This is a genomic window from Microbacterium sp. SCN 69-37, assembly GCF_001724435.1.
Classification (GTDB): Bacteria; Actinomycetota; Actinomycetes; order Actinomycetales; family Microbacteriaceae; genus Microbacterium; species Microbacterium laevaniformans.
On record NZ_MEEL01000038.1, the window covers coordinates 15018 to 35886 of the forward strand.

Genomic DNA, 20869 nt, shown 5'->3' on the forward strand with positions numbered 1-20869 from the left:
CGGCTAAGAAGGAGGCCGAACGCGCGCATGGGGACAGCGTACACCTGCGCGACGAGCTCGACGAAACTCACGGGATGAGCGCCAGGGCTCCCCCGGGGTGTCCCTCGGCCAGCAGCGCGAGCGCGGCGGGGGCGTCCTCGAGCGGGAAGGTCCGCGCCACGGGGACGGTGAGCGTACCGGCGTTCGCCGCCGCGACGAGGCCCGCGCGCGCCTCGTCGCGGAAGCGGGCGCTTGCCGGAAGGGCGCCGGCGATCCAGCGGAACCCATCGGCGTTCGCCCGCGACGGCGTGACGATCGTCACGATCCGGTCGCGATCGGCGACCAGCGCAAGCGACACGTCGACGGCCTCATCGGTGCCCACGGCATCCAGCGCCGCGACGATCGGAACGTCACCGGCGATCGCGACCACGCGCTCGAACAGCCCCGGACCGTACGCGACGGGGTCGCCGCCGAAGTGACGCACCCGCTCGAAGGAACTCTCCGCCGCCGTCCCGATGACGTGGATGCCGCGCAGCGCCGCCAGCTGCAGCACGGCCACACCCACCGCCCCCGACGCGCCGTGCAGGAGGATCGTCTCCCCCGGTTTCGCCGCGACGACATGCAGCATCTCCGCGGCGGTGGTCCCGGTCAGCAGCAGATTCGCCGCTTCGGGGTGGCCGAGCGGCTGGGGCTTGCGGAACACCTTCGCGGCATCCACTGTCATCTCCGTCGCGTAGCCGCCCTGCACCCGGAAGGCCACCACCTCGTCGCCGACGGAGGCAGCTCCCGACCCGATCTCCGTATCGAGACCGATCGCGGTGATCTCGCCCGACACCTCGTAGCCGATCGGGACGGGCCAGGACTGCCCGTTCTCGGCGGCAACATGCTTCGCATCGGCGGGGTTCATGCCCGCCGCGCGCACACGGAGCGTCACTTCGCCGCGGGCCGGGGCGGGAACCTCGACCTCCGAGAGCTCCCACGCCTCGGGGCCGCCTGCCCGTACCGCCCGCCACTGCCGCGCCGTTCGCCGCGTCATGTCAGAACCCCAGCCGTCCGAGCTGCTTGGGATCGCGCTGCCATTCCTTGGCGACGCGCACGTGCAGCTTCAAGAACACCTTCGTGCCGATGAGCGGCTCGATCTGCGCGCGCGCCCGCGCGCCGACGGCGGACAGCCGCGAGCCCTTGTGGCCGATGATGATCGCCTTCTGGCTGTCGCGCTCGACGACCAGGTTCGCGTAGATATCGGTGAGCTCGCCCTCGTCGCGGCGCGAGATGTCGTCGATCGTGACGGCGATCGAGTGCGGCAGCTCGTCACGCACGCCTTCCAGCGCCGCCTCACGGATGATCTCGGCGATGCGGTCCTCGAGCGACTCGTCGGTGACGACCCCCTGCTCGTAGAGGGCGGGTCCTTCCGGCATGAGCGTCAGCAGCTCATCGGCGAGCACGTCAAGCTGTTCGCCCGCGACGGCCGACAACGGGATCACCGCGTCCCAGTCCTCGCGCAAGCTGTCGACCTCCATCAGCCGTTCGGTGATCTCGTCGCGGGAGGCGATGTCGGTCTTGGTGACGATGGCCACCTTCTTCGCGCGCGGGTATCCGTCCAGGGATGCCGCGATGCGGCGGTCGCCGGGACCCACCTTCTCCGTGGCCGGCACGAGGAAGCCAATCGCGTCCACGTCGCCGAGCACCTGCTCCACGAGGTCGTTCAGGCGCTGGCCGAGGAGCGTCCGGGGCTTGTGGATGCCGGGGGTGTCGACGATCACGAGCTGGCCGGCCGGGCGGTTGACGATGCCGCGGATCGCGCGCCGCGTCGTCTGGGGCTTGTCGGAGGTGATCGCGACCTTCTCACCCACCAGGGCGTTCGTCAGCGTGGACTTGCCGACGTTGGGACGGCCGACGAAGGTGACGAACCCGGAGCGGGTCTGGGGGCTGGGACTCATCGGTGGGCATCCTCCCGGTCGGTGCGGTTATCGTCGCCGAAGGCGGCGTCGACGGCGAGCAGGCTGGGGGTGGGTTCGACGAACACCGTGGCGAGGCCCCGCCCGCGCCCGCGGGAGGCGCCTCCCGTCAAGCGCAGCCCGGAGTACTCCGCGGTCGCACCGGGCAGAGGCACACGGCCGAGCAGCTTCCCGAGCAGGCCGCCGATCGAGTCGACGTCCTCGTCTTCGAGCTCGAGACCGAACAGTTCGCCGACCTCATCGAGGCCCAGGCGCGCGCTCACGCGGTACCGTCCGTCGCCCAACTCGACGATCTCGCTGGAGCGGGGATCGTACTCGTCGGAGATCTCGCCGACGAGCTCTTCGATCAGGTCTTCGAGCGTCACGAGCCCCGAAACGCCGCCGTACTCGTCGACGACGAGACACACATGGACGGCATCCCGCTTCATCTGCTGCAGCAGCGTCTCGGCCTTCATCGATTCGGGCACGAACACCGCCGGCCGCGCGATCTGGGCGACCGGGGCGTCCCGCCATGCGGTCTCATCGCGGAACGCGAACTGCACGAGGTCTTTGAGGTAGACGACGCCGGTGATGTCGTCGGCTTCGCCGTCGGCGACCGGAACCCGTGACACGCCCTTGTCCAGGAAGAGCTGCATCGCCTGCTGCGTCGTGGCGGCGGCATCCATCGTCACCATGTCGGTGCGCGGAACCATCACCTCGCGCACGTACGTGTCGGTGAACTCGAACACGGAGTGGATGAGCTCGCGGTCGTCCTCTTCGATGAGGTCCTGCGATGCGGCCTCGTCGACCATGCTCAGCAGTTGCTCCTCACTCGCGAACGAGGCGCCGCGGTGGATGCCGGGCGTCACCCGGTTGCCGACGAGCACGAGCAGGTGTGCGAGGGGGCCGAGCACGATGCGCGCGCCGCGGACGAGCGGGGCGCACGCCTGGAGCAGTCCGCGGGCGTGCTGGCGCCCGACGGCGCGGGGGCTTGCGCCGACCAGGACGAACGACACCACGGTCATCAGCACCGCGGCGGCGAGCATGGCCCACCAGATGCTGTCGAACGCGATCGTGAAGGCCACCGTCACCACGACGGCCGCCGTCGTCTCGGCGAGGATCCTGATGAACACGACGGCGTTGCCGTGGGCTTCGGGATCGGCGCCGATCCGCCCGAGAGCGGTCGCGCTGCGTCCTGACGTCGCCATCTCGGCGAGGTCGGCGCGCGAGGTGACGCCCAGCGCCGCGTCCAGCGCCGCCATCAGACCGCCGAGCGCGACCAGGAGGGCCGCCGCGAGGAGCAGGAGGATCTCGGTCATGCGCGTCGTCGACGCTCCGAGACGTGGAAAGCGGCCATCAGGTCGCGCTGCAGACCGAACATCTCGCGCTCCTCCTCGGGCTCGGCGTGATCGAAGCCCAGCAGGTGCAGCAGCCCGTGCGTGGTCAGCAGGATCAGCTCGTCGACGGTCGTGTGGCCGGCTGCCTGTGCCTGCGTCTCGGCGACCTGGGGGCAGAGCACGATGTCGCCGAGCAGTCCCGGCGGCGTGGGCTGTTCCTGCGTGCCCGGTCGCAACTCGTCCATCGGAAAGCTGAGCACGTCGGTGGGGCCCGGCTCGTCCATCCACTGCACGTGAAGAGCCTCCATGGCGCCTTCGTCGACGAGGAGGATCGCGACGTCGGCATCCGGGCTGACGTGCAGCTCCGCGAGGTTGTTCTCGGTCAGACGCAGCAGCACGGTCTCGTCGATCTCGACGCCGGACTCATTGGTGATCTCGATGGTCATGAGCGTCCTCGCTGTGTTCCGTGGGGGCCGTGGTGTCCGCGGTTGTCCCGGGGCGGCAGGTGATCTCTCGGTCCGCTGGAGCGCGGGATGCCGCTGCGCCGCTCGGCGCGGTTGGCGAACTCGGCGGCCTCGTCGCGCTCTCGCCGTGCGGCGAGACGCTGCTCGTCGTACACGCTGTACGCGTCGACGATCCGGCCGACGAGGCTGTGGCGCACTACGTCCTCGCTGGTCAGCATCGCGAAGTGGATGTCGTCGATGTCCTTCAGCACGCGGGTGACCAGCCGCAGCCCCGAGGCTGCTTGCGGCAGGTCGACCTGGGTAATGTCACCGGTCACGACCATGCGGGTGCCGAAGCCCAGACGCGTGAGGAACATCTTCATCTGCTCCGGCGTCGTGTTCTGGGCCTCGTCGAGGACGACGAACGAGTTGTTGAGCGTCCGCCCGCGCATGTACGCCAACGGAGCGACCTCGATCGTGCCCGACGCCATGAGCTTGGGGACGATCTCGGGGTCCATCATCTCGTTCAGCGCGTCGTAGAGCGGGCGCAGGTACGGGTCGATCTTGTCGGTCAGGGTGCCGGGCAGAAAGCCCAGGCGTTCCCCCGCTTCCACCGCCGGCCGCGTCAGAATGATGCGGTCGACTTCCTTGCGCTGCAGCGCCTGGACGGCTTTCGCCATCGCGAGGTAGGTCTTTCCGGTTCCGGCGGGACCGATGCCGAAGACGATCGTGTTCTCGTCGATCGCGTCGACGTAGCGCTTCTGACCGAGGGTCTTCGGGCGGATCGTGCGTCCACGCGAACTCAGGATCGCCTCGCCCAGTACGTCGGACGGGCGTTCGCCGGTGTCGGCCCGGAGGATGCGATTCGAGGTCTGCACGTCGGAGGGCTCCAGGCCCTGACCCGTGCGCGCCATCGCGATCAGCTCGTCGACGAGTGCGCGGGCCCGCGCAACGGACGCGGCGGCGCCGGTGAGAGTGATCTCGTTGCCGCGCACGTGCACCTGCACGTCGGGGTGTTCGCGCTCCACGACGCGCAGCAGTCGGTCCTGCGGTCCGAGCAACTGGACCATCGCCACTCCGTCCGCGAGAATCCGGTCGACGGCGGGTGCGGTCGCGTTCGCGTCGTCGGCGGAATCAGCCACCGAGGCTCCCCTCGTCCAGTCCCCCGGCCAGCACATGCGCGTGGACGTGGAAGACCGTCTGGCCGGCGCCCGGCCCCGTGTTGAACACCAGGCGGAAGTCGCCGTCGGCGTGCTCGGCGGCCAGAGTGTTCGCGAGTGCGATCATCTCGCTCATGAGGGCGGGGTCGGATGCGGCCAACTCGACGACGTCGCGGTAGGCGGCACTCTTCGGGATGATCAGCAGGTGCACGGGCGCTTGGGGTGCGATGTCGCGGATCGCGAACACGTTCTCGGTCTCGGCGAGGATCTCGGCCGGGATCTCGCCCTCCAGGATGCGCGTGAAGATGGACTGTTCGCTCATACTCCGAGTGTAGTCAGCGCCCGTCACCAGCGGCCGAGGCGGGCGTTGACGACGGCGAGGGCAGCCGGCCCGGCCGTCGAGGTGCGAAGCACCGTGTCGCCGAGGCGGACGGCGGTGGCTCCGGCATCGGCCAGGGCGTCGAGTTCGTCGGGAGCGATGCCGCCCTCGGGGCCGACGACGAGAACGATCTCCGCGCTATCGGTCAGCGACAGGGTGCTGAGGGGCACGGACGCCGTCGGCTCCAGGACCAGCACGCGGGCGTGTGCGGCACGTGCGGCGAGGCCGGCGACGGACACCGGCGTCGACACGCGCGGAACCCAGGAGCGGTGCGCCTGCTTCGCGGCCTCGCGGACGATGCTCTGCCAACGCGCGACGCCTTTGACGGCCTTGTCGCCGCTCCAGCGCGACACGCTGCGCGCCCCCTGCCACGGCACGATTTCGTCCACGCCGAGTTCGGTCGCCGCCTGCACGGCGAGCTCGTCGCGGTCGCCCTTCGCGAGCGCCTGGGCGAGAAGGAGACGTGGGGTCGGCGCCTCGGTGACGGTACGGCCGGTCACCGTCACTGCGACGCGCTTGGGGGCGGATGCCGCGACGACGCCCGTGAGCCAGACGCCCGCACCATCGCCGACGGTGACCTCCTCACCGACCCGGACGCGGCGGACGACCGCCGCATGATGGGCCTCGGCGCCGGTGATGATGATCTCGTCGCCCAGAGCCGCATCGGCGACGGCGGGCCCGTCGGTCGGCGGTTCGTCGACGAGGAAGTGCAGTGCCATCTCAGCCGCGGAACCGGTCGCGCAGCTTCGAGAACATGCCCTGGTGGAACTGCGCCAGGCGGGGCGCCGGGGCCTTGGTCTTCTTGGCGAAGTCCTCGATGAGAGCGCGCTCCTTGGCGTCGAGCTTCGTCGGGGTGACGACCTGCACACCGACCCGGAGGTCGCCGCGCGCTCCGCCGCGCAGGGGCGTGATGCCGCGGCCCTTGATCGTCAGGACGTCGCCGGACTGCACGCCGGATCGCACCTCGAGGTCGACCTCGCCGTCGAGCGAGGAGATCGTCGTGTGGGTGCCGAGGATCGCGTCGGGCATCGAGACCTCGAGGGTGGCGAGCAGGTCGTCGCCCTCACGGCTGAAGACCTCGTGGGTGGCGACGGTGACCTCCAGGTAGAGGTCGCCGTTCGGACCGCCCGCCGGGCCGACCTCGCCCGAGCCGGGCAGCTGGAGGCGCAGGCCCGTCTCCACGCCGCCGGGGATGTCGACCGACACCGTCCGCCGTGCGCGCACGCGGCCCTGTCCCTGGCACGTCGCGCAGGGGTACGGGATGGTCGTGCCGTAGCCCTGGCACGTGGTGCAGGGCTGCGAGGTCATGACGTTGCCGAGAAGACTGCGCACGGTGCGCTGCACCTGACCCGAACCGTGGCAGATGTCGCACGTCGCCGGCTGGGTGCCCGGCTGGCAGCACGATCCCTCGCAGGTTTCGCACAGCACCGCGGTGTCGACGTCGATGTCACGGTGGGTGCCGAAGACGACATCGCCGAGATCCAGCGTCACCCGCACCAGCGCATCCTGGCCGCGCTCACGCCGCGATCGCGGTCGGCCGGCGCGTGCTCCCCCGCCGCCGAAGAACGTTTCGAAGATGTCGCCGAATCCGCCGAAGCCTGCGCCGCCTCCGCCGAAGGGCGAGCTGTCGCCGCCCATGTCGTAGCGCTGGCGCTGCTCCGGGTCGCTGAGGACGTCGTAGGCGTGGGTCACGAGCTTGAAGCGCTCGGACGCGTCCGCTCCCGGGTTGACATCGGGGTGCAGTTCGCGCGCGAGACGCCGATACGCCTTCTTGATCTCGTCGGGGCTCGCATCGCGGGATACGCCCAGGACTTCGTAGTGGTCGGCCACAATCGCCTTTCCTGCCCTTGCGGGCGCGGGTCGGTGTTCGGGAGCGGATCGCTCAGCGGGACGTGTCGTCCTCGTCGAGCAGTCGGCTCAGATAGTGCGCGACGGCGCGGACCGCCGCGAGGTTGGTGGGGTAGTCCATGCGGGTGGGGCCGAGAAGGCCGACGCGGGCGCGGGTGCCCGTTGCGTCGTACTCGCTCGTGAGGACGGCGGCCTCCGTCAGTCCGAAAGGCTCGTTCTCCCGACCGATGCTCGCGGCGAGACCGTGCTCGTCGGCGACCATCTCGCCCATCAGACGCAGCAGGGTGACCTGCTCCTCGATGGCCTCCAGCAGCGGGTAGATGCTGCCGCGGAAGTCGCCCTCGCGCCGCGCGAGGGTCGCACTTCCGGCCATCACGAGCCGGTCCTGTCGGAAGTCCTCGAGCTCCTCGCCCACGATGCGCGCGGCGGTGCGCAACGCGGCGTCGATGCGGGTGCCGTCGGCAGCGGATGCCGAGAGAGCCTCGATGGCGGCCGCGGCCTCGCCGACGGGCTTGCCCGTGACCAGCCGCGCGATCGCGGTCTTGACCTGTCGGGCGGCATCCTCGGTGAGCTCCTCGGCCAGGAAGGCCACGCGCTGGGAGACTCGCCCGGTGTCGGTGACGACGATGACCACCACGCGCGGGCCGCCCAGATGGACGAACTCGACGTGCGTGACGTTCGCGCGCGCGAACGACGGATACTGCACGATGGCGACCTGTCCGGTGAGCTGCGTGAGGGCGCGCACGGTGCGCATCAGGAGCTCGTCGAGATCGCCCGGATCGCTGAGGAACGACGAGATCGCCGAGCGCTGCGCCGTGGACAACGGCCGCAGGTCGGCGAGATGGTCGACGAACACGCGGTAGCCCTTGTCGGTGGGTACGCGTCCGGAGGACGTGTGCGGCGCGGCGATGAGCTCCTCGTCCTCCAGGAGCGCCATATCGTTGCGGATGGTCGCCGCGGACACGCCGAACTGGTGACGTTCGACGATCGCCTTGCTGCCGACGGGCTCATGGGTGTCGACGTAGTCCTGCACGATCGCGCGGAGGACCTGCAGGCCGCGTTCCGAGACCATCGCTCCTCCTTGTTGGCACTCAGGGTCGTCGAGTGCCAATATTACCGCGATCGCGCGGTCAGGCGGTGAGGGCGCGCACCACGGCATCCGCCAGCAGGCGGCCGCGGCGGGTGAGGACGACGCGGCCGCGCACGGCGGAGGACCCGTCGATGAGCCCGTCGGCGATGAGTGCCGCGATCGCGTGACGACCCTCTCCGGTCAGCTCGGACACCGCGATGCCCTCCGCGATGCGCGAGCGCAGCAGGACGTCCTCGAGTCGCCGCGCAGCGGCATCCGGGCGCTCGCGAGCAGCCGCAGGAGAGGTGCCGGCGGCGAGGCGCTGTGCGTATGCCGCGGGGTGCTTGACGTTCCACCATCGCAGCCCGTCGACATGACTGTGCGCCCCCGGCCCGTAGCCCCACCAATCCGTGCCGCGCCAGTATGCGAGGTTGTGGCGAGAGCGGTGGGCGGTGTCCGTCGCCCAGTTCGACACCTCGTACCAGCCGAACCCGCTCGATGCGAACGCCTCGTCGGCCAGCTCGTACATGTCGGCCTGGAGGTCGTCATCCGGCGCGGCGACCTCTCCGCGGCGGATCTGGCGCTCGAGCTTCGTGCCCTCTTCGATGATGAGCGCGTACGCGGAGATGTGGTCGGGTGCGAGCGCCACGGCCGCCTCGACCGAACGACGCCAGTCGTCCAACGACTCCCCCGGCGCGCCGTAGATCAGATCGACGCTCACATCGAGGCCGGCCGAGCGCCCGGCGTCGACGGCCGTCTGCACGCCGGCCGGATCGTGGGTGCGCTCGAGTGCGGCGAGCACGTGGGGCACGGCCGACTGCATGCCGATCGACATGCGGGTCACGCCGGCCTCTGCCAGCTCGTGTGCCATTGCGACGGTCACCGTGTCGGGGTTGGCCTCGACGGTGACCTCGGCGTCGGCGGCCAGCGCGAAGGCGGAGCGGATGCCGTCGAGCATCCGTGCCAGATCCCCCGCGGGAAGCAGAGTGGGGGTGCCGCCGCCGAAGAAGACGGTGGATGCCGCGCGGAGGGGCCCCCGCGCCGACAGCACGCCCCGTGAGAGAGCGATTTCGCGGAGCACCTCGTCGGCGTACGCATCCTGGCGCGCGCCCCGGAGCTCCGTGGCGGTGTAGGTATTGAAGTCGCAGTAGCCGCAGCGTACCCGGCAGAAGGGCACGTGCAGGTAGACGCCGAAGTCGCGGGCGGGGTCGATCGAGATGTCGGACGGCAGCGCGCCGTCGACCGGCGCGGGGTCACCGAGAGGGAGGGCGGAGCCCATCAGGCCGGCGTCGTGTACAGCGGAGAGATGGCTTGCAGGTACCCGCGGAACAGCTCACGACGGCGTCGCTTCACCAGTGCCGGAACGATGCGGTAGAGCGTGGCGACGGGACGGTCGAAGGCGCGCACCGTGAACCGTACTTCGTCGTTGTCTGCCCACGTCACGATGAACGACTCCTCGCCGCTCACGACGGAGTCGCCGACCGTCCCCAGAGCGAAGCCGACGCGCCGGGGCTCTTCGATCGCGTAGATGACGCGCAGCTCACCGTCCGCGTTCATGCCCTTGACGTGTCCGCGCACCCGCACCGTCGTTCCCGCAGCGACGTACGGGGTCCCGTCGGCGTCGAAGCGCTGGTCGGCTTCCAGACGGCTCGCCACCGTCGGATTGCCGTCGACGTCGTAGCCGACCCCGGTGTACATAGGGCCGGCCGCTGGACGCACGTCCGAGATCGTGAGACCCGCTCCGCGCAGCGCCGTCCACGACAGCAGTGCGTCGGCCGACGACTCGAAGCGAGCCTGTCCGCTGCCCAGCAGCCAGGAGTGCTCCGCTGGGACGCTGTTCTCCGGCGGATAGCTCATCAGGTCGTGCGCCTGCGTGGCGCCGACGGCGGCATAGTCGACCGTGTCGTCCTGAAAGCTCCCGCGACGCATGATGTCAAGCCTAACCGGGGCGTCCGGCTTACTTCTTGTCCTTGCCTTCGACATCGCCGGAGAGCGCAGCGATGAAGGCCTCCTGGGGCACCTCGACACGACCGACCATCTTCATGCGCTTCTTGCCCTCCTTCTGCTTCTCCAGCAGCTTGCGCTTACGGGTGATGTCACCGCCGTAGCACTTGGCGAGCACGTCCTTGCGGATGGCGCGGATGTTCTCGCGCGCGATGATACGCGCGCCGATGGCGGCCTGGATGGGCACCTCGAACTGCTGGCGCGGGATGAGTTTGCGGAGGCGTTCGGTCATGAGGGTGCCGTACGCGTACGCCTTCTCCCGGTGGACGATCGAGCTGAACGCGTCGACCTTCTCACCTTGCAGCAGGATGTCGACCTTCACGAGATCGGCCTCCTGGGATCCGGCAGGCTCGTAGTCGAGGCTCGCGTAGCCCTGGGTCTTCGACTTCAGGTGGTCGAAGAAGTCGAAGACGATCTCGCCGAGCGGCATGTTGTAGCGCAGCTCGACCCGGTCCTCACTGAGGTAGTCCATGCCGAGGAGCGTTCCGCGGCGCTGTTGGCAGAGCTCCATCACCGTGCCGACGTAGTCCTTGGGCAGCAGGATGCCGACCTTGACGACCGGTTCCGAGACACTCGCGACGCGGCCGTCCGGGTACTCGCTCGGGTTGGTGACCGTGACGGATTCGCCGGTGTCGGTCGTGACCTCGTACGTCACCGACGGGGCCGTGGTGATCAGGTCGAGGCCGAACTCGCGCGACAGCCGCTCCGTGATGATCTCGAGGTGCAGCAGGCCCAGGAATCCGCAACGGAACCCGAAGCCCAGCGCGACGGAGGTCTCCGGCTCGTACTGGAGTGACGCGTCCGACAGCTTCAGCTTGTCGAGCGCCTCACGCAGATCGGCGTAGTCGCTGCCGTCGATCGGGTAGATGCCGCTGAAGACCATCGGCTTGGGGTCGGTGTAGCCGGCCAGCGCTTGTCCTGCGGGCTTGCGGTGGTTGGTGATCGTGTCGCCGACCTTCGACTGGCGCACGTCCTTCACGCCGGTGATGAGGTAGCCCACCTCGCCGACGCCGAGGCCCCGGGTGGGAACCGGCTCGGGGCTGGAGACACCGATCTCGAGCAGGTCGTGGGTCGCTCGCGTGGACATCATCTGGATGCGCTCGCGCGGTTCGAGTTTGCCGTCGACCATGCGGACGTATGTCACGACGCCGCGGTACGCGTCGTAGACGGAGTCGAAGATCATGGCGCGCGCCGGGGCGTCGGCGTCGCCGACCGGCGCGGGGATGCGCTCGACGATGCGGTCGAGCAGCTCCTCCACCCCCATGCCCGTCTTGCCCGAGACCCGCAGCACGTCGGCGGGGTCGCCGCCGATGAGGTTCGCAAGCTCTGCGGCGTACTTCTCCGGATCGGCGGCGGGCAGATCGATCTTGTTGAGCACCGGAATGATCTGGAGGTCGTTCTCCAGCGCCAGGTAGAGGTTCGCGAGGGTCTGCGCCTCGATGCCCTGCGCGGCATCCACGAGAAGGATGGCGCCCTCGCAGGCGGCCAGCGAGCGCGAGACCTCGTACGTGAAGTCGACATGGCCGGGCGTGTCGATCATGTTCAGTGCGAAGGTGCCGTCGGTCGTCGCCCACGGCATGCGGACGGCCTGCGACTTGATCGTGATGCCGCGCTCGCGCTCGATGTCCATACGGTCGAGGTACTGCGCACGCATATCGCGGTCCGAGACCACGCCGGTGATCTGCAGCATGCGGTCGGCCAGCGTGGACTTGCCGTGGTCGATGTGGGCGATGATGCAGAAATTGCGGATCAGCTCTGGAGGGGTCGCAGACGGCTCGAGAGGCTTCAGGGCGCGGGGTGACATGTCCCGAGCAGTCTACCGGCGTCTGCGGCGGCGCCCCCGCGCCGCTGCGCGCGGGACTCTAGCGTCCCCGTCGCGCGACGCGCCAGGGCCGCGCAGGATGAGAAAGAGCTAACCGCTCATTCTCTTGCCGCCGCGATCCGCGCCACAGAAGCTCGATCTCACGTTCGATGGGACCGGATGTCGTGCGGCGTTCACTTCGGTGAAACCTTTTCGTCTCACAGCCACCTCATCATCGGCACTCAATCACCGAAGAGGACCGCCGTGTATGCGGCTGTCCGCTGTTGCATGCGAAATCAGGGAGAACACGTGTCAGATCCGACACCGGACGCCATGGCGGTTTCAGTTGGCTAACGCAACACCGTTGATCAGTTCGTTGATCATGTCAGCTGGTTTCCGGTAGCCGAGGATGCGACGCGGTCTGATGTTCAGGAGCCGCTGGGTTTCGGCGAGGTCTTCGTCGCTGATCTCGTTGAAGTTCGTCCCCTTGGGGTAGAAGTCGCGGATCAGTCCATTTGTGTTCTCGTTCGTGCCACGCTGCCAGGGCGAGTGCGGATCGCAGAAGAACACCTTGCAGTCGCTGGCGACGGTGAACGCAGCGTGCTCGGCCATCTCGGCGCCCTGGTCCCACGTGATCGTGCGGGCCAACGTCGCGGGGAGTTCTCGGATCATGCCGACGAGGACATCCGTGACAGTCTTGCTGTCGCGTTGCCCGGGTAGCCGCCCGAGGAGTGTGAATCGGTGCGCGCGTTCAACCAGGGTCACGATCCCGGAGTTGCCCGGACCGACGACGAGGTCTCCTTCCCAGTGGCCCGGCACCGCACGGGCCTCAACCTCGGCGGGACGGTCAGCCAACCGTGCCCCTTCCAGCCAGGGGCGGCTCGACCGGCGCGGCAGCTTCGATTTCGGGACCCGTGCCGTCCGCCCGGACCGCAGCGCCTTCTCGACTGTGAGCTCGTGACGCAAGGCGCCTTTGCCCTGCACGTAGAGCGCCTGATAGATCGTCTCGTGCGACACACGCATCTCCGGGTCGTCAGGGAACATCAGCGTCAGCTCGCCCGCGACCTGCTGCGGCGAGTATCGGTTGTTCAAGCGTGACACGACCGCGGCGCGCAGCGGAGGATGCTCGAGCTTCCCGGGTCGCGACCGCGGACGAGCCGCCAATGCTCGGTAGTGCGCGATACGCGCGTCGTAATGCTGTGTCTCCCAGTGCCGCACCTGATGCGCACGGACCTCGCGGGAGACCGTCGAAGCCGACACGCCCAGCTCCCTCGCGATCGTCCTGACCGACAGCGGAGGACGCATCGCCAAGCCCGCCTGAATGAATGAGCGGTCCGCCAGCGTCAAACGCCGATACCCGCGGTCATCGCGTTCCTCGATCACGGCATCCATAAGCATCGGTCTCGCACCGCCGAGGCGCCCCGTCATGAGTTCCACGCCCGCGAGCCTGGCCCACAGCTTCACGACACTCATGCTGACACCCAGCGTCGGCGCGAACTCGAGAGCCGAACGGCCCGCGATCAGGCCATGAACCGCCGCCGCCCGCGTCTCCCACGCAATCCTTCTCGACACAACCTGCTCCCTCGAAAGGGCGTTGCGCTAGGACCCTGAAACCGCCCATGCGTCCCACCGCCGAGAGGCGGAAGCGACGCTCGTTCGTCGCCGCCATCACCGCCGGAGCCCTCGCCCTCACCGGCGCGGGTCTGGCCGCTCTTCCCGCTCGGGCGGCGGTCTCCGCGGACGCCGCCGTGCTCATCAACGAGGTCTACGGCGGGGGCGGCAACAGCAAGGCCACCTACACGCACGACTTCGTGGAACTCGTGAACGTCTCGTCGGCGCCGGTCAGCCTCGACGGCTGGACGCTGCAGTACGCCGCAGCAGGCGGCGACAACAAGTTCTCGGCGCAGCCCCTCAGCGGCACCATCGCCGCCGGACGCACATTCCTCGTCCAGGAGGCGAAGGGGCAAGGCGGGACGACGCCCCTTCCCACACCGGATGCCGTCGGCTCGCTCGCGCTGAGCGGGACGACCGGCAAGGTCGCCCTCGTCTCCAGCTCGGCCGCCATCACCGGGCCGAACGATGCGGGCGTCGTCGACTACGTGGCCTGGGGAGACTCCGCGACACCCGCGGCCGGCTCCCCCGCTTCCGCGACCGAGAACGCGACCAGCATCTCGCGTAACGCGTCGCACACCAACACTGCCGTCAACAGCGCGGACTTCGCCGTGGGCGCCCCCACTCCGCAGAACTCCGCCTCCGGCGCGGAGCCGACGCCCGGGCCGACCGGTACCGCGTCCCCCACTCCCCAGCCCACGACGACGTCCACCCCGACGCCGCAGCCGACGTCGACGGGAACCCCCGGCACCGAGACGATCACATCGATCGCCGCGATTCAGGGATCCGCCGACAAGACGCCGCTGAACGGTCAGACGGTTACGACGGAAGGCGTCGTCACCGCTCACTACGCGACGGGCGGCTACAACGGCTACGTCATCCAGACGCCCGGAACGGGCGGCACGGTCGATCTGAGCACCCACACGGCATCCGACGCCATCTTCGTCTATGCGAAGACTTCGGCCGTGGCCAGCGAGGTCGCACTCGGCGACACCGTGCGCGTCACCGGCACGGCGGGCGAGTTCAACGGGCTTACCCAGCTCACCGTCGACGCCGGCAAGGCGACGAAGATCGCGGATGCTGCGAAGCCCACCCCCGTCGTGCTCACCACCTGGCCGAGTGCCATCACTCAGCGCGAGAGCCTCGAGTCGATGCTCGTCAGCGTCTCGAGCACCTTCACGGTCACCAACACCAACAACACGAACCGGTACGGCGAGGTCGGCCTTGCGGCAGGCGCGGGCGTTCTTCGTCAGCCCACCGACGTCGCGCGGCCCGGATCCTCCGAGGCCGAAGCCGTCGCGGCCGACAACCTGGCCCGCGGCGTCATCCTCGACGACGGCGGTTCGCTCGACTACGCCGCGCGGGCGAACAAGGGTGCGGGCGCGCTGCTCAACGGCGACCTGACTCCGGCCTATGTCTCGCTCGACAAGCCGGTCGTCGTCGGCGGCACGGCATCGTTGAGCGGCACGTTCGTGCTCGACTACCGCAACAACGCATGGAAGCTGAACCCGGTGTCCTTCCTCGCCGGCGATGGCAAGACGCAGGGGCAGGCGAGCTTCACCAACCCGCGCACCGCGGCTCCCGCCTCGGTCGGCGGTGACCTCAGCGTGGGTTCGTTCAACGTGCTCAACTACTTCACGACGCTCGGCTCGTCCGATGCGTCCTGCCAGCCGTACACCGACCGCGCCGGCGTCGGCACGAACGTGCGCGGCGGCTGCGACCTGCGCGGTGCGTGGGGTGCGGCGGACCTCGCCCGGCAGCAGTCGAAGATCGTCTCGGCCATCAACACGCTGGATGCCTCGGTGGTCGGTCTCATGGAGATCGAGAACTCGGCCAAGTCCACGCCGTCGACGCCGGACAAGGCCGTCTCGACCCTCGTCGCGGCGCTCAACGCCGCTGCGGGAAGCGAGAAGTGGGCCTACGTCCCGGCATCCGCTCAGCTGCCCGATGCGTCGCAGCAGGACGTCATCCGCAACGCGATCATCTATCAGCCGGCACGGGTCGCCCCGGTCGGCGATGCGCTCGCGCTGGGGACGCAGTCCGGCTCAGGGCAGGCCTTCGACAACGCACGCGAGCCGATCGCGCAGAAGTTCGCGCCCGCGGGTGGCGGCGAGCCGTTCCTGTTCGTCGTGAACCACTTCAAGTCGAAGGGTTCCAGCGGCGCCAGCGGATCGCAGGCCGACCAGAAGGACGGCCAGGGTGCCTGGAACCCGGCGCGCGTCGCTCAGGCGACCGCTCTGCGGGACTGGGTCTCTTCGATCACCACGACCGGCGAGGCCGCCGTCCTCGTCGGCGACTTCAACTCCTACACCCAGGAGGACCCGCTGAAGGTCCTCTACGACGCGGGCTACACGGATGCCGAGTCGGCGCTGAAGGTGGGGCGTTCCACCTACTCGTTCGACGGTCTCTCGGGTTCGCTCGACCACGTGCTGCTGAACGTGGCGGCCGGCAAGCGCGTCACCGGAGGGGATGTCTGGAACATCAACTCGGGCGAGTCGGTGGCGCTGGAGTACAGCCGCTACAACAACCACGGCACGCTGTTCTGGCAGGACGGTCCGTATCGCTCGAGCGATCACGATCCGCTGAAGGTCGGTCTGTCCGCGCGCAAGAGCGCACCGACGATGATCGACATCCTGACGATCAACGACTTCCACGGTCGCATCGAAGCCGGTAGCCAGGGCGAGGCGGGAGCCGCCGTTCTCGCCGGGGCCGTCGCCGCCAAGAAGGCGAAGAACCCGAACACGATCCTGGTTTCGGCCGGCGACAACATCGGGGCGTCGACCTTCACCTCGCTGATCCAGCAGGACAGCCCGACCATCGATGCTCTCAAGGCGTCCGGCCTGGAGGTGTCGGCTGTCGGCAACCACGAGTTCGACCGTGGCTTCGACGACCTCAAGGGCCGCGTTCTGCCGCGCTTCGGCGGTAACACCGACGTCAAGAACGTGACGCCGGAGCAGATCGCGGCGGGCTCGCCCTACGCGCTCGGCGCCAACGTGTACCAGAAGGGCACGAAGACGCCGGCGCTCCCGGAGTACGCCGTGAAGACGATCGACGGCGTGCGCGTCGCGTTCATCGGCACCGTCACGACCGACACGGCACGCATGGTCGATCCGCAGGGAATCAAGGACATCGACTTCGGCGACCAGCTCGAGGCGGCCAACCGCGTCGCCGACAAGATCTCCAACGGTGATCTGGCCGATGTCACGGTGCTGCTGACGCACTCCGGGTCGTCGGTGTCGAACCAGTGCGATGCGGTCGCCACCGACCCGTCGGACTTCGGCACCCTCATCCGCGGGGCATCCAGCCACATCGACGCCATTGTCTCCGCGCACACGCACCAGACATACGCGTGCAACGTGCAGGTGGGCTCCAGCGGGAAGCTGCGACCGGTCATCCAGGCGGCGGAGTACGGCAAGGCGCTCGGCCAGCTGTCGCTGCAGTACGACACCGACGCTCACGAGCTGGTGTCGGCGACCGGATCGACGCAGGCGCTCGCCAAGGCCTACCCGGCCGATGCGGCGGTCGCCTCGATGGTCGCCGGCTTCACCGCGCAGGCCATCACGATCGGTTCCAAGCCGGTCGGTGCCATCACGGCTGACATCCTGCGCGGCGGGAAGGGCGGCTCGGACCGCGGAGTCGAGTCGACGATGGGCAACACCGTCGCCGACATCTACCTCTGGGCCACGAGCACCAACCCGGCCTACGCGGGCACGAAGGCGCAGATCGCGCTGATGAACCCGGGTGGACTGCGTGCCGACCTCTTGCGGACCGGAGACGGCACGGTGACCTTCAAGGAACTCGCCGCCGTGCAGCCGTTCGCGAACACGCTCGTCACGGTGACCCTCACCGGTGCCCAGCTGAAGGACATCCTGACGCGCCAGTGGCAGTCGACCGGCGACCGTCCCAAGCTGCACCTGGGCGTCTCGAAGGGCTTCACCTACGAGTACACCGAGGATGCACCGCTCGCCGGCCAGACGGCGTCGCGGTCGGGACACATCGTGTCGATGTCGCTGGATGGGAAGAAGATCAGCGACGCCGACACCTTCACGGTGGTGACGAACTCGTTCCTCGCCAACGGCGGGGACGGCTTCACGCCGTTCGCGCAGGGAACCGCCCGCACCGACACCGGTCAGGTCGACCTCGACGCGACGCTCGCCTACGCAGCGGCGGTCAAGCCGATGGCGCCCTCGCCGGTCGGACGCGCTGTGCTGGTCACCACCACCGCACCGACGCCGGACCCGACCTCGAGCGCGTCCCCGACCGGTTCGCCCTCCCCGACGGGCGCCCCGACCGGTGCGCCGTCTCCGTCGCCGTCGACGACGCTGCCGAGCACCGGCGGTGCGGCGGCGGGTGTGTCGAGCGCGGGGCTGTCGGCCGATGGGCGCATCGAGCGCGGCGCGTCGTTCACGGTGACCCTCACCGGGCTGGGCGCGCGCGAACAGGTGGTCGCCACGCTGAACAGCGATCCGATCGTCATCACCGGCATCCCGGCCGCTGATGCCGCGGGCCGCGTGACGTTCACCGTGACCGTGCCGTCGACGCTCCCGCTGGGTACTCACCACCTCATCGTGTTGGGTGCCGACGGACGGGTCGTGCTGAACCTTCCGCTGCAGGTGGTCGGCGAAGGCACACTCGCCACCACGGGCGCCGAGCTCCCCTGGGGTCTCGCGCTCGGCGGAGCGTTCCTGCTCGCGGCCGGCCTGCTGCTCGCGATGACACGTCGTCGTCGGAGCCTCATGGGCTGATCGCTCGCACCCGAGGCCCCGGCCCCGCTTCGGCGGGTGTCCGGGGCCTCGTGCGTGCCTGCGCGCACGTCGGGTCCGGCGCCGCACCGACTGCTTAGGCTGAAGACCATGGCGACGACGGTGGTGATGGTGCACGGCATCCGTACCTCGGCGACGATGTGGCGCGCGCAGGTCGAGCATCTGCACGGCCGCGGCATCGACGCGGTCGCGCTCGATCTCCCGGGCCACGGTGCGCGGATGGGCGAGCCCTTCACGCTCGACGGCGCATTCGCGACGATCGACGGCGCGGTGCGCGATGCCGCCACACGCGGTCGTGTGCTGCTCGTCGGCCACTCCATGGGCGGTCTCGTGTCCATCGAGTACGTCGGCGCGGCGGAGCGCCCGCCGGTCGACGCGTTCATCGCGGCATCCTGCACCGCGATCCCGCGCGGCGTGGCGCTGCAGACCTATCGCACGCTCGCTCGCGGCTTCGATCGGCTTCCCCGCCGCGGCGCACCGATCGCCGAGTGGGTGCTCGATCGCACGCTGCCCGTCGAGACGAGGGCCGACTTCGGCGCCGGTGGGTATGCGTATGACGCGCAGGACACCGCGCTGCGCAGCCTGTCGGTGCTCGACCTGCTCGCCGCGCTGCGTCGCATCGCGGTGCCGACGTGGTTCGTGAACGGGCAGTTCGATCAGTTGCGCATCAACGAGAGGCTGTTCACGTCTCTGGTGCCCGCCGCGGAGCTCATCGTGGTGCCACGTACCTCGCACCTGGTCACCGCGATGCGTCCGCGGGTCTTCAACGCCGTTGTGGATCTGGCGCTGGCGACGATGGATGCCGGGACTCAGCCCGCACCATCAGGGTCATGAGTCCGCCGAGCACCGACAGCACGGCGCCGCCGAGGAACAGCAGCCAGAACCCCCCGACGGCGGCGACGAGGCCGGCGCCGACGAGCGGTCCCAGCAGCTGCCCCAGGCTCGCCGCAACGGTGACGAAGCCCAGGTCGCGCGCGCTGTCCTCGGCAAACGGCAGGAGGTCGGTGCCGAGTGCGAGCCCGACGGCCATGTATGCGCCGTACCCGACGCCCAGCAGTGCGGCCGCCACGAGGGCGATGTCGAAGGACGGGAACACCGCGAGCAGCAGAGCGGCAGCGCCCTGCACGAAGGCCGCGGCGACCGTCATGCCGCGTCGGCGTCCGGTGCGGTCCGAGATCGCCCCGGCGACGACGGAGGCCACGACGACGAAGACGGTGTAGACGACGATGAGCAGCAGCAGTTCGTCCTGCGCGTCGGCCGGGTCGCGGTGCAGCCCGTAGAGAAGGAAGAACAGCAGCAGGCCGGTACCGAGCGCGTTGCCGATGTTGACGACGAGACGCCCCCACAGCATCCACGCGAAATCGCGGTCCCGGAATGCGGCGAAGCGCTCCGCGGCGGAGAGACGGGTGCGTGCGGTGGCGGAAGCGGCGGGTGCGGGCGGGTCGGGCAGCAGCAGGGCGCCGAGGCCGCCCGCGATCAGCAGGACGCCGCCGAGGACGAGATACCCCGCGATCACGCCCAGGCCGAGAAGGACGATGACCCCCACGCCGACGACGACTCCGAGGGCCTGCGAGGACGAGATCGAGGCGGAAGCGGTGCCGCGCTGCTCGGTGAGCTGGTCGGCGATCATCGCGGTGAACGCTGCGGATGCGACGGCGACACCGACGGAGACGCCGATCCACGAGATCGCCACCGTCCACGGGCCCGTGGCGAACGCGAGGCCGATCAGCGAGAAGACGCCCAGTACCACTCCCCCGAGCGCCCACGGACGACGCCTGCCGAAGGCGCCGCGGGTGCGATCGCTCATGCCGCCGGCGAGTGGGCCGGCGATGACACCCGCGAGGCCGCCGGCTGCCAGAACCGTCCCCGAGGACACCACTCCCGAGATCCACCGGTCGGCGTCGCCGGGGGTGTTCAGCTGCAGCGGGATGAGCAGCTGCAGCGGGGTCAGCTGGGCTGTCCAGATCGCCAGCCACGCGAGGGTGAACAGTGTGAACCATGCGGCACCGGCGCGTCGGGGCGCGTTCCGGGTGCTCGGGTCTGGCGAGGCGGCAGTCACGGCGACTCCTTCGTCGGCGGGCCTCGTCGATGAGGCCGAACGAGCCGATCATGCCGCACGCCCGGCGCCGGAGCCCGCATTGCGGGGGCGGCGCGCGGCGACCTGATAGACTCGGTGATTGGCTTGCGTGTGGGTCCCACCCCGCACGCCGCCGGAGGCGTCCCTCTACCGCTACCCCGGCACATCCATCGAAAACCGAACGAAAGAGCCGTCGAACGTGGCGAACATCAAGTCGCAGATCAAGCGCAACAAGACCAACGAGAAGGCGCGCGAGCGCAACAAGGCCGTCAAGAGCGAGCTGAAGACCGAGGTGCGTCGCACCCGCGAGGCGATCGCCGCCGGCGACAAGGCCGCTGCCGAGAAGGCGCTCGCGAAGGCGTCCAAGAAGCTCGACAAGGCCGTGAGCAAGGGCGTCATCCACGAGAACCAGGCCGCGAACCGCAAGTCGTCGATCGCGAAGCAGGTCGCCGCTCTCTGAG

17 protein-coding genes are annotated in these 20869 nt (G+C 69.4%); 3 read left to right on the forward strand and 14 right to left on the reverse strand.

Annotated features, from left to right (window positions below; genetic code table 11):
* Positions 1-67 precede the first annotated feature (67 nt).
* The 13 genes from ABS64_RS11515 to ABS64_RS11575 form a co-directional block, all read right to left on the reverse strand.
* Positions 68-1015, reverse strand: a complete 948-nt coding sequence (locus ABS64_RS11515) for an NADP-dependent oxidoreductase (RefSeq protein ID WP_036285021.1) — start codon at positions 1013-1015, stop codon at positions 68-70.
* A gap of 1 nt (position 1016) precedes the next feature.
* A complete protein-coding gene (gene era, locus ABS64_RS11520) occupies positions 1017-1919 on the reverse strand; it encodes a GTPase Era (protein WP_036285019.1) in 903 nt (300 codons plus the stop codon).
* A complete protein-coding gene (locus tag ABS64_RS11525; RefSeq protein ID WP_036285017.1) occupies positions 1916-3235 on the reverse strand; it encodes a hemolysin family protein in 1320 nt (439 codons plus the stop codon). Before ABS64_RS11525 ends, era begins: the two co-directional genes overlap by 4 nt.
* Positions 3232-3699, reverse strand: a complete 468-nt coding sequence (gene ybeY / locus ABS64_RS11530) for an rRNA maturation RNase YbeY (RefSeq protein ID WP_292683687.1) — start codon at positions 3697-3699, stop codon at positions 3232-3234. The genes ABS64_RS11525 and ybeY overlap by 4 nt, the downstream gene beginning before the upstream one ends.
* Positions 3696-4766, reverse strand: coding sequence for a PhoH family protein (locus tag ABS64_RS11535; protein ID WP_292683707.1), 1071 nt, complete (start codon positions 4764-4766; stop codon positions 3696-3698). Before ABS64_RS11535 ends, ybeY begins: the two co-directional genes overlap by 4 nt.
* Positions 4767-4830: 64 nt before the next feature.
* Positions 4831-5178 carry an HIT domain-containing protein gene (locus tag ABS64_RS11540; protein WP_292683689.1) on the reverse strand — a complete coding sequence of 116 codons (348 nt, stop codon included), beginning with the start codon at positions 5176-5178 and terminating at the stop codon, positions 4831-4833.
* A 23-nt stretch (positions 5179-5201) separates the two neighbouring features.
* On the reverse strand, positions 5202-5954 hold the full coding sequence (locus tag ABS64_RS11545; RefSeq protein ID WP_292683691.1) for a 16S rRNA (uracil(1498)-N(3))-methyltransferase: 753 nt from the start codon (positions 5952-5954) through the stop codon (positions 5202-5204).
* A gap of 1 nt (position 5955) precedes the next feature.
* Positions 5956-7065, reverse strand: a complete 1110-nt coding sequence (gene dnaJ / locus ABS64_RS11550) for a molecular chaperone DnaJ (RefSeq protein WP_292683693.1) — start codon at positions 7063-7065, stop codon at positions 5956-5958.
* Positions 7066-7117: 52 nt separating this feature from the next.
* Positions 7118-8155, reverse strand: a complete 1038-nt coding sequence (gene hrcA, locus ABS64_RS11555) for a heat-inducible transcriptional repressor HrcA (protein WP_292683695.1) — start codon at positions 8153-8155, stop codon at positions 7118-7120.
* A 58-nt stretch (positions 8156-8213) separates the two neighbouring features.
* Positions 8214-9431 (reverse strand): radical SAM family heme chaperone HemW, encoded by a 1218-nt coding sequence (hemW, locus tag ABS64_RS11560; protein ID WP_292683697.1) that lies wholly within the window; start codon positions 9429-9431, stop codon positions 8214-8216.
* Complete coding sequence (locus ABS64_RS11565) at positions 9431-10081, reverse strand: DUF1990 family protein (RefSeq protein WP_288121478.1); 651 nt, start codon at positions 10079-10081, stop codon at positions 9431-9433. The genes hemW and ABS64_RS11565 overlap by 1 nt, the downstream gene beginning before the upstream one ends.
* A gap of 28 nt (positions 10082-10109) precedes the next feature.
* Positions 10110-11960, reverse strand: a complete 1851-nt coding sequence (gene lepA / locus ABS64_RS11570) for a translation elongation factor 4 (protein WP_005049411.1) — start codon at positions 11958-11960, stop codon at positions 10110-10112.
* A 339-nt stretch (positions 11961-12299) separates the two neighbouring features.
* The gene (locus tag ABS64_RS11575) at positions 12300-13430 is read right to left on the reverse strand and encodes an IS30 family transposase (protein ID WP_363331288.1); all 1131 of its coding nucleotides are present in this window, start codon (positions 13428-13430) and stop codon (positions 12300-12302) included.
* A gap of 146 nt (positions 13431-13576) precedes the next feature.
* Between ABS64_RS11575 and ABS64_RS11580 the strand changes: the two genes are divergently transcribed.
* Complete coding sequence (locus ABS64_RS11580; RefSeq protein WP_292683700.1) at positions 13577-18313, forward strand: ExeM/NucH family extracellular endonuclease; 4737 nt, start codon at positions 13577-13579, stop codon at positions 18311-18313.
* Between the two features lie 108 nt (positions 18314-18421).
* Positions 18422-19165 carry an alpha/beta hydrolase gene (locus tag ABS64_RS11585; RefSeq protein WP_005049408.1) on the forward strand — a complete coding sequence of 248 codons (744 nt, stop codon included), beginning with the start codon at positions 18422-18424 and terminating at the stop codon, positions 19163-19165.
* On the opposite strand, the gene ABS64_RS11590 is transcribed toward ABS64_RS11585, so the two are convergent.
* On the reverse strand, positions 19095-20390 hold the full coding sequence (locus tag ABS64_RS11590; protein WP_292683702.1) for an MFS transporter: 1296 nt from the start codon (positions 20388-20390) through the stop codon (positions 19095-19097). The two genes, ABS64_RS11585 and ABS64_RS11590, sit on opposite strands and share 71 nt — an antisense overlap.
* Before the next feature lie 217 nt (positions 20391-20607).
* Here ABS64_RS11590 and rpsT point away from each other — a divergent pair, with 217 nt between their 5' ends.
* A complete protein-coding gene (gene rpsT, locus ABS64_RS11595) occupies positions 20608-20868 on the forward strand; it encodes a 30S ribosomal protein S20 (RefSeq protein WP_036285140.1) in 261 nt (86 codons plus the stop codon).
* The last annotated feature ends 1 nt before the right edge of the window (position 20869 follow it).